Annotated in this window: 11 protein-coding genes; 1 reads left to right on the top strand and 10 read right to left on the bottom strand. The window is 56.4% G+C overall.

Annotated features, from left to right (window positions below; translation table 11 throughout):
* Positions 1–34 precede the first annotated feature (34 nt).
* Positions 35–1192 (bottom strand): phosphoserine transaminase, encoded by a 1158-nt coding sequence (locus tag OEU85_RS08515; RefSeq protein WP_262691053.1) that lies wholly within the window; start codon positions 1190–1192, stop codon positions 35–37.
* Positions 1193–1455: 263 nt separating this feature from the next.
* On the opposite strand from OEU85_RS08515, the gene OEU85_RS08510 reads away from it, so the two are divergent.
* Complete coding sequence (locus OEU85_RS08510) at positions 1456–1992, top strand: EF-hand domain-containing protein (RefSeq protein WP_262691052.1); 537 nt, start codon at positions 1456–1458, stop codon at positions 1990–1992.
* A gap of 4 nt (positions 1993–1996) precedes the next feature.
* Here the strand turns inward: OEU85_RS08510 and OEU85_RS08505 are convergent, their stop codons facing one another.
* From OEU85_RS08505 to OEU85_RS08465, 9 genes are all read right to left on the bottom strand, one after another.
* Positions 1997–2803: a hypothetical protein gene (locus OEU85_RS08505; RefSeq protein WP_262691051.1), complete on the bottom strand. Its 807-nt coding sequence runs from the start codon at positions 2801–2803 to the stop codon at positions 1997–1999.
* Positions 2804–2829: 26 nt separating this feature from the next.
* Positions 2830–3972: a serine hydrolase domain-containing protein gene (locus OEU85_RS08500; RefSeq protein ID WP_262691050.1), complete on the bottom strand. Its 1143-nt coding sequence runs from the start codon at positions 3970–3972 to the stop codon at positions 2830–2832.
* Positions 3973–3995: 23 nt separating this feature from the next.
* The gene (locus tag OEU85_RS08495; protein ID WP_262691049.1) at positions 3996–4763 is read right to left on the bottom strand and encodes an alpha/beta fold hydrolase; all 768 of its coding nucleotides are present in this window, start codon (positions 4761–4763) and stop codon (positions 3996–3998) included.
* A complete protein-coding gene (thiD, locus tag OEU85_RS08490; RefSeq protein ID WP_262691048.1) occupies positions 4763–5575 on the bottom strand; it encodes a bifunctional hydroxymethylpyrimidine kinase/phosphomethylpyrimidine kinase in 813 nt (270 codons plus the stop codon). The genes OEU85_RS08495 and thiD overlap by 1 nt, the downstream gene beginning before the upstream one ends.
* Positions 5572–6918, bottom strand: coding sequence for a phosphoglucosamine mutase (gene glmM, locus OEU85_RS08485; protein WP_262691047.1), 1347 nt, complete (start codon positions 6916–6918; stop codon positions 5572–5574). The genes thiD and glmM overlap by 4 nt, the downstream gene beginning before the upstream one ends.
* 47 nt (positions 6919–6965) lie before the next feature.
* A complete protein-coding gene (gene folP, locus OEU85_RS08480; protein ID WP_262691046.1) occupies positions 6966–8042 on the bottom strand; it encodes a dihydropteroate synthase in 1077 nt (358 codons plus the stop codon).
* 57 nt (positions 8043–8099) lie between these two features.
* Positions 8100–10010, bottom strand: coding sequence for an ATP-dependent zinc metalloprotease FtsH (ftsH, locus tag OEU85_RS08475; RefSeq protein ID WP_317277418.1), 1911 nt, complete (start codon positions 10008–10010; stop codon positions 8100–8102).
* A 127-nt stretch (positions 10011–10137) separates the two neighbouring features.
* Positions 10138–11415: a tRNA lysidine(34) synthetase TilS gene (gene tilS, locus OEU85_RS08470; protein WP_262691045.1), complete on the bottom strand. Its 1278-nt coding sequence runs from the start codon at positions 11413–11415 to the stop codon at positions 10138–10140.
* Between the two features lie 6 nt (positions 11416–11421).
* On the bottom strand, positions 11422–12279 hold the full coding sequence (locus OEU85_RS08465; RefSeq protein ID WP_262691044.1) for a tol-pal system YbgF family protein: 858 nt from the start codon (positions 12277–12279) through the stop codon (positions 11422–11424).
* Positions 12280–12290: the final 11 nt, after the last annotated feature.

Raw genomic sequence — 12290 nt, 5'->3', positions numbered from 1 at the left:
CCGCACGGCGGCGTGCCGGCCCCCCTTTATTCTATCAGGCGTGCGCGGCTTTCACCGACGCATAAGCCCAGTCAAGCCATGCTGTCAGTGCTGACAGGTCATCAGCGTCCACCGTGGCACCCGCCCATATCCTGAGACCCGGAGGGGCGTCGCGATAAGCACCGATGTCATAGGCCACGCCTTCTTCATCCAACAGTGCCGCAAGCTTCTTCGGCACCGCAGCCTGCGCTTCTTCTTCAAGGCCAGCGAACCATGGGTCCACAACCTTCAGGCAGACACTGGTGTTGGACCGTGTTGCCGGGTCAGAGGCCAGAAAGGCGACCCAGTCGGTTTTTTCAACCCAGTCAGCAAGAACCTTAAGGTTGGCTTCGGATTTGGCAATCAACGCCTTAAGGCCACCAAGGCCCTCTGCCCACTCGAGCGCGTCGATATAATCCTCGACACACAGCATGGACGGCGTGTTGATGGTTTCGCCAACAAAGATGCCTTCAATCAGCTTACCGCCTTTGGTGAGACGGAAGATTTTTGGCAGTGGCCATGCCGGCGTGTAACTTTCAAGCCGTTCAACCGCGCGTGGGCTGAGGATCAGCATGCCGTGGGCTGCTTCACCGCCCAGCACCTTCTGCCAGCTATAGGTGACGACATCGAGCTTCTCGAACGGCAGGTCCATTGCAAATGCCGCCGAAGTCGCGTCACAAATGGTCAGGCCCTTGCGGTCATCCGCGATCCAGTCAGCCGCAGGCACCTTCACTCCGGATGTTGTACCATTCCATGTGAAGACAACGTCATGTTCGGGGTCAACAGCATCCAGATCCGGCAAGTCACCATATGGCGCGTTAAAGATGCGGACTTTCTCAAGCTTGAGCTGCTTGGCTACGTCGGTTACCCAACCTGCGCCAAAACTTTCCCAAGCCAGCATGTCCACGGGACGAGCGCCGAGCATGGACCACAAGGCCATCTCAACCGCGCCAGTGTCAGACGCAGGCACGATGCCGATGCGGTAATCATCCGGCACACCAAGAATTTCACGGGTTTTGTCGATAGCGTACTTCAGCTTGGCTTTGCCAGGCTTTGCACGGTGAGAACGCCCAAGAGCGGCATTCTGAAGCGCGTCCACACTCCAACCGGGACGCTTGGCACACGGGCCCGAGCTAAACTCCGGGCGCCGAGGCGCAGTAGTAGGCTTTGTCATGTCTCTATCCTTCCAGATAGCAAGCGCCTCGTTGGGGAGGCGTGTCCCAAAAATGAGTGCCGACCTCACAGACGACTGCTTCCCAGTTGGGGGAAGTACCGGGGACGGAAATTATAGAAAGCGTGGATAGAGTCAATGAAAGATTTGTATCGGTGAAGAGAAGTTTTTGTAACGATCTTGCGGGCGAAACGGGCAGCACCGAAGGGAAAATGCAACGACCGCGTATAATGCCAACAAGCCCCGTCATGACAGCGAGATTTTTAATGCACTTCAAGCCCTCGGCCATCCTTCTGCTATCGACCACGATCATTTTATCGGCCTGTGCCAGCAAACACCCGGGGGAACGACGCGGGGCGCCGGAAGGACCTGAAATGGACCCTGGCCGTATGGAGCAGATGGTCAGCCGCTATATCGAGCGCTGGGACTATAATAATGATGGTGCCGCCACTTGCGACGACATCAATGTCTCCCGTAGCCGCCTTTTCCGCCTTCTGGATGAGGACAAGGATGGCCTGCTAGCAAGCGGCGAATACCGCCACGCAAAGTTTGAAGACAAGTCTTTCCTGTTTTTTGATTTTATCCGGGTCGATGCAAACGGAGACAGCCGTGTTTCTGTCGAAGAGCTTGTGGCGGTTCCCAACAGCCAGTTTTTAGCTGCCGACAAAGACCATGATTGCCGCATTTCTCCGCAGGAAGCTGTTGGAGCGATGCATGATATGCAAATGGGTAAGCGCCCGGCCGACCCAGGGAAAGCGAGCAAGCGAGGTGAGCGTGTAGACCGACGCCCCCGCGACCAATAAGACGCTAGCGGTCAAGCATCCATTCATGGGGGGTGCCGGTAAGTGCCCTGGCAACCTCATTGATATTCTCCACAAACTCGCTCAGGTTACCAGGCCGCAATTTGGTTTGTTGTGTCTCCATGGCTTCCAGCCCCCGCAGGCCAACGTGCGACGCAAAAGCCTTACAGGCTTCCTCCGACAGATGCCGCCCCCGCGCATCAAACAATGTCTCATACGAGAGTGTCAACGCCTCGGGGAACAGACGCATTATATTATCAAGCCGCTTTTCGGTGCCTGCCATATTCCCCAATGCCTGCAGCATTCGCAATGTATCAACATGAAGCTTCGGCAAGGACAATTGATCATCCGTGGTGTGCCAGATACCGCTTTGCTCCGCTGTCAGGCGTGAAAGATAAGCCCGCAACAGATTCCGCCTGCGCAGAAAGATCACGCCACAGCCCATACGGCGCACCATGTCAAAAAGCACAGGCCGTGCATTCAGCCCCCGGTCATGGGCCTCAAAATGGTGAGTCTGGCTTATTTTAACATCGAGGATTACCGTGTCTTCAGGGACCGTCGCGGCGAGGTGACCAAGATAAGCGTGTAACCGTTGCTCAGCATATAGCGGCTGCACCAGCTCCATCCGCGTTTTAAGTATTTCCGGTAGCCAGTTATAATAGTGCCGCGGATGCCGCGCGTAAGCATCGCCAAACACCTCGCCAAGGTAGTTGCACTCTGGATGGGTGTTCAGAAGGCTCGACAGGGCCCCTGTGCCCGACCTTTGCTGAGCAAACAGGAAAACCAGCTTCTTATTGCCAAGACGACCCGGCATTTTATCCCCCTTGCCCGCGTGCTATTTTACCGAGCCGCTTTTGCCCCGGCATCGCGCGCGTCAAATGCCTCGTCCCAGAAACTGACCGACAAACGATCGATCGACCGGGTCTGTGCGTTCATCAGCATTACGAGCCCCAGCCCGAGTTCCTTTGAATAGGAAATGAAGGCACGGTAGCCCCGTACCGCGCCAGAGTGCAGGACGACCTCGTCATCCCCAAAGGAATAGATGCGCCACCCGAGCCCATAATGCGCGTCGGATATATGGCGGCGCCACGCACGGCGGTTCAACTCGCGGGTTGTGCGCACTTCCTTGGACGTCACCGTCTTCAGTAGCTCTGGCGTGATAACCTTCGAGTTATAGCCCATCTGCGCAATAACCCATTTCGCCATATCTTCGATGCTGGCGTTCACGCCAGCCGCAGGTGCTACCCGGTAATAATTAGGCTCGACCAGAACCCGCATCCAACCGTCACTCCGTGTGAAAACATGCGGTTCGGCCCGGTTGGCCGTCGAAAGGAATGCTTCAAGCCCCACTGAGGCATGGTCCATATCAAGTGGTTCCAGCAGACGGTCGTTCACAAGCGCTTTATAGCTTTTGCCTGTGCTTTGCTCGATCACCGGCTGAATGAGGCTGAAAAGAATATTCTGGTAGCCATAACATTCTCCCGGCTTGCACATTGCGCCAATCTGCTCAAAGCGCGGAATAATCTTGTCAAGCCCCCAATCATCTTCAAGCATATTGTCATAAGCATTTGGTGTGATGCCTGCGCTGTGGCTCAAGAGATGCCTTACCTTGATGCTGCTTGCGTGTCCGGAGTCCTTGAATTTAAGGTTAGGCACATAACCAAGCACCCGCGCATCAAGGCTGAACTTTCCTTCAGCGGCCAAAATTGCAGCCAGTTCGGCCGCAAAGGTTTTTGAAACAGATGCCAGACGAAAAACCGTCGCACTATTCACCGGCAGCTCGGCATCCACAGCACGTGTGCCCATCGTTTTCAGGGCAACCACCTTGCCATCCTTAACGATAGCATACGCGGCACCCGGTACCTTGTTCTTGGCCAGTTCCTCGGTAAACTCGGTGTCAAAAGTCTGCACAAGCGTGTTGGGTGCCGCGATCACGCAGCAGGGGAAAAATGAAGCAATCAGAACGGAGAATAATATACGCATGACAACTGAACTGAGCGGCCCTTCTATAACTTGTTGAGCAGAAAACGTTTGATCAGGCGCGCGACAAGGTCTGGCTTTTCTGCATGCAGCCAATGCCCTGTACCCTCCACCGTGCGCACCATTGCATGCGGAAACCGGGCCAAAATATTATCGCGATATTCCGGCTTGATATAGTCCGAAAGGCCACCCCGCAGGAATAGAACAGACGTTTCAACCGCATTCCCCTCGATGTTCCCGACAATATCCGCGTATCCCTTTTCAATGGCATCAAGCTCGATACGCCAACGATTTTTACCATCAGCGCCGCGCCGCCAATTGGTCAGCAGAAAACTGAGCACATCGGGCTCGTCTTCATAGTCGGCAAGTATCGCCTCAGCATCGGCACGGCTCACCGCATCACTTTCAGCAACGGCACGCAAGCCTTTAAGAATAGCGCTATGATGGTTGCCGTACGCGACGGGGGCAATATCCCCAACCACAAGACGCTTGACCCGCTCTGGCGCATGAAGCGTCAACTGCATCGCAGCCTTCCCCCCCATCGAATGACCAAATATATGGCAACTGGCGATGTCTAGCCTGTCCAGCATCTCTATAACATCCGCAGCCATCTCGGGATAACTCATGCCGTCCACATGCGGGCTACGACCATGGTTCCTAAGGTCAGGGCTAATCACCCTGAAATCTGTCTCCAGCTTGCGGGTGATCCCGCCCAGGTTATCCGCCGAGCCAAAAAGCCCGTGCAGCATCAAGAGTGGCTCGCCCTCACCCCTTTCGCGGACCGACAGTTCCATCAATCACGCTCCAGCCGCACCCGTGCATGGCCAAGGGGGCCATGCCCGCCCCCAAAACCCGGGGCTTCCTTGATAGCGTGATGAACAAAAGCATGGCTGCGTTCCAACGCCTCTTCCAATGATTTGCCAACGGAAAGATATGCCGCCATGGCGCTTGCGAGTGTACAACCGGTACCGTGTGTATGCAGGGTGTCGATCCGCCCGCTGGTGACAATACATTCACCCTTGAGACTCACCAGAATATCGCTGACATCGTCACTCTCCAGGTGCCCCCCTTTTATCAAAACCGCCTCAACACCCGTTTCAAGAAGGTCATATGCAGCGACTTTCATATCGTCTGTGTTTTCAATTTTCCGGCCGGTCAGCACCTCGGCCTCAGGAATATTCGGTGTGACGAGACTCGCATGGGCAATCAGCGTTTTCAGAGCGTCCAGGGCATCATCATTGAGAAGGCGGGCACCGGAAGTGGCCACCATCACCGGGTCGACGACCAGATCGCCACCAAAGGCGACGTCGTCGATCACGGCTAAAACCGTTTCAATCAAGGCGGCGTCATGCAACATCCCCGTCTTGATGACGTCAGCACCAATATCGCTGAGAACAGCGCGCATCTGCGCAGCGACCACGCCGGATGATATGGTTTCGATGCCGCTCACCCCTTTGGTGTTCTGGACCGTCACTGCCGTTATTGCCGTCGCGGCATACTGGCCCAGCATCGTCACAGTCTTGATGTCTGCCTGTATGCCAGCGCCGCCGGAGCAGTCCGAACCTGCGACGATGAGAACACGGCCCATTTTTTGATTTGCTGTCATCGGCCAACCGCTTCGATTTCACTGCAGATGGCATCAACCAGGGACGTGATCTTGCTCTCATCATCGCCTTCAGCCATCACGCGGATAACAGGCTCGGTACCCGATTTTCTGATAACAAGGCGGCCCGATCCGTTCAGTTCCTGCTCAGCCGAGGCGATACATGCCTTGACGCGCCCATCACTAAGCGGCTCGCCCCCGCCATAACGTACATTCTTGAGAAGCTGTGGCACCGGCTCGAACTGGCGGCATACCGCAGATGCGCTCTGGCCGGACTGCTGTATTTCCGTCAGCACCTGAAGCGCCGCCACCAGGCCGTCACCTGTGGTGGAAAAATCGCTCAGCACGATATGGCCGGATTGCTCACCACCAATGTTAAAGCCCGTCTGGCGCATGCGCTCCACCACATAGCGATCGCCAACCTTCGTGCGCTCAAGTGTCAGGCCATCGCTTTCAAGCAACCGCTCAAGACCAAGGTTGGACATCACGGTGCTGACAAGGCCGCCGCCCTTCAATACACCTCGCTTGTGCCAATTGCGGGTGATCAACGCCATGATCTGGTCACCGTCCACGATAGTGCCGGTTTCGTCACACAAGATCAGCCGGTCAGCGTCGCCGTCGAGCGCGATGCCGATATCAGCGCCTTCCTGCACAACGCGCGCACACATGCCATCAGGGTGGGTGGAGCCGCATTTGTCATTGATATTAAAGCCGTTCGGCGAAACGCCAATAGGGATCACATCGGCCCCGAGCTCCCACAGCACGGTTGGCGCTACCTTGTAGGCGGCACCATGTGCGCAATCGACCACCACCTTGAGACCATCGAAGGTCAAACCGTTTGGCACCGTTGCCTTGGCAAATTCAACATACCGACCGCTGGCATCTTCAAGGCGTGTCGCCCGGCCAAGTTGTTCGGACGGGACCAAAGCATCCGCCATGCCGCTTTCAACCAGTGCCTCAATCTCGATTTCCTTAGAGTCGGAAAGCTTGAAACCGTCGGGGCCAAAAAACTTGATGCCGTTGTCGTAATGCGGGTTATGGCTGGCGGAGATCATCACGCCGAGGTCTGCACGCAGGGACTTAACGAGCATTGCAATCGCGGGCGTCGGCATCGGGCCAACCATGACGACATCCATGCCTGCCGCCACAAAACCCGCGGCGAGAGCGGGTTCATACATATAGCCCGACCGCCGGGTATCCTTGCCAATCACCACCCGGTGAACATGGTCACCGCGAATAAACGAACGGCCGGCGGCAAGGCCAACGCGCATGGCGATATCAGGCGTCATGAAGCCTTCGTTCACGCGACCCCGCATTCCGTCAGTGCCAAAATACTTGCGGCTCATACGCCCTTCCCCACACGATACTTAAACTTTTCAGGATTGTAGCGGCTTCAAACCAGTCCGTCCATGATTGCAGCATCATGAAAAGCCTGTGTCAGCCGCAAAGCCTGTATTGTCTCCGCGACATCATGAACCCGCACGATCTGCGCTCCCTGCTCGACACATCTGACCGCAGCTGCAACTGAGCCTACCATCCGCTTTTCTGCTAATTCCTCACCTGTGATCGCTCCAATAAAGCGCTTTCGCGACACCCCCAGCAGCACCGGACAACCAAGGGTCAGAAACAGAGGCAACCCGTTGATGAGCGCGAGATTATCCTGCACAACGCGTTTACCAAAGCCGATTCCTGGGTCAAGAATAAGGCGCGCACGCGAAATACCTGCCGCCTCGCATGCTGCAATACGCTGTGCAAGATAATCGTACACATCATACAGCACATGGGCGTAAGACGGCCTGTCCTGCATCGTCTGCGGGGTGCCCTGGGCATGCATCAGGACAACCGGCGCGTTGCAGAATGCCGCGACAGTCATACTTTCACCATCATAGGTAAGCGCGGAAACATCGTTGATGATATGTGCACCGGCCTTGACTGCTTTATCCATTACAAAGGAATGACGTGTGTCGATTGAAAGCGGGATACTCTCCGCTTGCAGGGCTTCTATCACCGGCAATACACGCCCAGCCTCTTCACCTTCCCAAACCGGTTTGGCACCTGGCCGCGTGCTTTCGCCGCCGATGTCGATAATATCGGCGCCCTCGGCAATCATCTGCCGCGCCCGCCTGATTGCGGCGTCGGCATCCAGAAACTTCCCGCCGTCGGAAAAACTGTCCGGCGTTACGTTCAGCACGCCCATGATACGCGGCCGGGTGAAAGAAAGTGGAAGTTCGCGCCCCGGCAGCTCAAGGCCTTGGCTGGGTGAGGCCAGTGCATCGCGTTGCTGCTCCAGTTGCGTGCGGATGCCATCAGGAAGCGCCTTCAGGGCATTATCCAGTTCGTTCGATGAAACCAAGGCATGCGTGAAAATGGCGTCCCCGTCGCGTACAACGATGCGAGCCGCGAGGAAACGCCTGCCGGTTATCGGCGAAACAAGGCCCAAGTCCCCGCCAGAAACGGAACCGACGGGCACGAGATATGCTCTCGCCCCGTCGGAAATATCTTTTAGAGTAGCGCTTGTCACCAGCGGCTAGCCTTCTGGCTGGGGTTCACCATGATCAACCCCGGCCGACGGCACCGCACTAGGCGCGGCAGGCGGCACGGTAGGTGTGTTGTCCGGCTTTTTCGGCGCCACACGGATTGGCTCACCGTTCAGGATCGCTTTGATCTCGCCACCGGAAAGGGTTTCATACTCAAGCAGAGCACCCGCAAGCGTGTGCAGGTCGTCGAGATTATCCTGCAGGATATTTTTCGCCCGGTCATTGGCACCCTCGACAAAGGCTTTCACTTCCTGGTCAATCAGGCGGGCTGTGTCTTCCGACACATTCTGCTGACGCGACACGGAGTGTCCGAGGAAAACCTCCTCCTCGTTAGCTGCATACTGAAGTGGGCCAAGCTTGTCGGACATGCCCCAGCGGGTCACCATGTTGCGCGCAAGATTTGTCGCATACTGAATGTCAGAGGACGCGCCAGATGTGACCTTCTCATGCCCGAAGATGATTTCTTCCGCCACGCGGCCCCCCATGGCAATCGCAAGGTTATCGTGCATTTTCTCGCGGCTTTGGGAATATTCGTCCCGCTCAGGCAGGCGCATTACCATGCCGAGCGCACGACCACGCGGGATGATCGTCGCCTTGTGGATCGGGTCAGATGATTTGCAGTGCAAGCTTACAAGGGCATGGCCACCTTCATGGTATGCCGTCAGCTTCTTCTCGTCTTCCGTCATTACCATGGAACGACGCTCCGACCCCATCATCACCTTGTCTTTAGCGGCCTCAAATTCCGACATAGCGACGATTTTCTTGCCACGGCGAGCCGCCAGAAGTGCCGCTTCGTTCACAAGGTTCATCAGGTCAGCGCCCGAGAAGCCCGGCGTACCCCGCGCGATGGTGTTCACGTCCACATCCGGTGCCAGTGGCACTTTCTTCATGTGAACGCTGAGGATTTTTTCGCGGCCGTTGATATCCGGGTTTGGCACAACAACCTGACGGTCAAAGCGACCTGGGCGCAACAGCGCTGGGTCAAGCACGTCGGGCCGGTTGGTGGCCGCGAGGATAATGATACCTTCATTGGCCTCAAAACCGTCCATCTCGACCAGAAGCTGGTTCAGGGTCTGCTCACGTTCATCGTTGCCGCCGCCAAGGCCTGCGCCCCGATGACGACCGACAGCGTCGATCTCGTCAATAAAGATGATACAAGGCGCATTTTTCTTCGCCTGTTCAAACATGTCCCGCACACGGCTTGCGCCTACGCCGACAAACATCTCAACGAAGTCAGAACCCGAAATGGTGAAAAATGGTACATTGGCCTCACCTGCAATGGCGCGCGCCAGCAAGGTTTTGCCGGTACCGGGAGGACCAACAAGCAACGCGCCTTTGGGGATCTTGCCACCAAGACGCTGGAATTTCTGTGGATCCTTGAGGAAATCAACGATCTCTTCAAGTTCTTCCTTCGCCTCTTCAATGCCTGCAACATCCTCAAATGTTACCCGGCCTTGCTTTTCCGTCAGCAGGCGTGCCCGGCTTTTGCCAAAGCCCATGGCCCCGCCGCCGCCAGAACGACCCTGCATCTGGCGCATGAAGAAAATCCACACACCAATAAGAAGAAGGAAAGGCAACCAGGAGATAAGCGCGCCCATCAGGAAGCCTTCGTCCTGCTTTTTCACCTGATAGGTAACGTTATGTGCCTTGAGCGTGCGTGTCAGTTCATCATCGTAAATTGGCGCAACAACATGGAAGGTCTCTCCACTGGTATATACACCGTTGAGGTCCTGTCCCTGCTTCTCGACACGTTCGACTTTATTTTGCTCAACCGCTTCAATGAATTGGCTGTATGCAAGTTCAGGGGTCTTGCTCGACCCGCCCTGGAACATGTTGAAAAGCGCCACAAGCAGAAGGATGATCAACACCCACACAAGCGCATTCCGCATAAATCCGTTCACTTCTTTGCCTTTCTCAGGTCACGGCCCACACGAGCCATAACCATATTATATGCACTATCCCCTTGGCATGCTTCACCAAGAGATAAGCTCATGCGCCGCCCGTGCAAGAGGTCATTCACTTTCGGCCTCACTTTTTCGACCGAATGAGCGGTTTCCGCGACAGGTGCAACGTGACATCCACGAGGTCACTATATCCCATCACAGGAAGTGCCCGCAATTGCAGTGCCTCAAAAACAGCAGGCTGCGAGAGCCTACCAGCGTGTGGCACAGATGTCTCACGAAGTTCGGGCCATTTTGTGACGGCCTGCCGCCAGCCATCTTCGCCGAGCGCGCCAATTGCGAGGCCTCTAGTATCACCCTTAGCTGAAATTTCAAACCGGTTATCCCATACACGCAAACCCGTTAAAACTTTACGTACATCGCATGCGGCCAGTTCACGGCAAGCATGTATGCGGGCACCATCTCGTTTAAAAAGCACCCCATAAAGGGTTTGACCGCGAAAATTCTCATTGCAAAGCCCGCGATACAAGCGGTCAAGCTTCTCCATACGAGGTGTATGTGCAGTACCGGAGAAATAACGGCAAATACTGGCAAGGCCGCGCAGGACTATCTCCTCGGGTGCGTCAACAAGTGCATCTACAGGCAGCCAAACCTGTCCTGTCTCGCATTCTGTCACCGAGCGTGCAAGCCACTCTGCCTCATAAAACTCAAGCGCGTCCCGAGAACGGCGCAGACGGCGAGCCGTCGCAGCCAAACGGCCTGCGGCATACCCCTCAAGGGGCGGCGAGCTGAGGAACTGCCGCACTTTCACGCGGTCAAAATCCGCGTTTGTATTGCTTGGGTCCTCTATCCACTCGCTGCCCACGTCCTGCAAATACTGTTTCAGCACGGCTTTGGGTACATCAAGCAAAGGCCTCAACAGCGCGACACTGCCGCATCCCGGTACCCCGGAAGCCTCCTGCATTGCCGCAAGACCGTAAACCCCGCTACCCCGGGCCAGACGCAGCATCAATGTTTCCGCCTGATCATCCTGATGGTGCGCCGTCAGCAGATAGGGCACTTCGTTGGCCTGACACCATTCACCCAGCAGGCGGTACCGTGCGGCGCGGGCGGCGGCCTGTATATTGCTGCGCGGTTTGTCCCCTGACCAGACCAATGTATGGTGTGCGATCCCTCGCGCTTTCATCGCATTGGCGACAAAGTCGGCTTCCTGCGCGGCTTCGGGGCGCAGCCCATGGTTAACGGTAAGTGCAGCGAGCAAAGGCCTGTCAGCCATGAGAAACGCCAGCGCCATGCTATCGGCCCCGCCAGAAACAGCGATGGCCACCCGGGTATCCCGGGACACGCCAAGAGCCTGAAGCCGGGCTTCAAGCTCTTGTGTCAGATATGCTTTGGCGTTCGACATTCAGGGTTAGTAGTTGCAACCCGCCGTTTTGGCGGTGCGTTGCGCGCGCGCCTTCAACCTGTCGCTGGCTGCATTCTCGCTACGACGGAATTCCGCCAGCGCGTTGCAGGCATCTGAGGCGCTATCAAGCGCGATCAGCACATCGGCGAGGTCAAGAAGCGCATCCGGGCGTTTTTCATGATTGGGATGTTCTTCGATCAGGGCAAGCAACTGCTGCGCCGCTTGCGGCATGCGTCCCTTCAGCAGGTGTATCCGCCCGAGCCAGAATTTGGCATTACCCACTCGTTCATCCTCGGGGTTTGCCTGAAGAAATAGGTCCATCGCCTTGAAGCCGTTATCCAAGTCATTCTTCTGGATGAAGTTGAAAGCATACCGGTACTGCGTGGCCGCATCCCCTTCAGGCAAGGCCACGGCTGGCTGCACAGGCGCAGGCGATGCTGGCTCCTCAGTTGCCGGGGACGTGCCGTTTGCCGCAGGCGCGTTAATCTGTGCTTTCATTTCTGCCTGAGCCTGCGCAGTTTCCTGCGCCTGAAGAGCCATTTCCCGGCGTATCAGATCAAGCGCCTCATCCAGTTGGCGCTGTTTGAATTCGATCTCTTCGAGGCGACCGTTAAGCCCGCGCATTTGCCGCTCAAGCGATCCAAGCTTGGCAACAAGATCGCTCAGCAACTGGCTATCCCCAGGCGTGGCAACCCCACCGGTCTGTGGCACCGCAGCCTGCCCATTTCGCAGGCGGTTTTCCAGCGCGATCATTTCCCGCTCAAGGCGCTCAACTTTCAAGGCGATCTCCGCCTTGCTTTGAGCTCCCACCGCAGGCGTCAGCATGACCACCATAAAGATGAGACCCGATAATGCTTTGATCATTTGATACACTC

It is taken from the genome of Kordiimonas aestuarii, from assembly GCF_025574465.1.
GTDB classification, from domain to species: Bacteria; Pseudomonadota; Alphaproteobacteria; order Sphingomonadales; family Kordiimonadaceae; genus Kordiimonas; species Kordiimonas aestuarii.
Note: the sequence above shows the minus strand (reverse complement) of the source record. Positions and strands in the feature narration are given on the sequence as shown.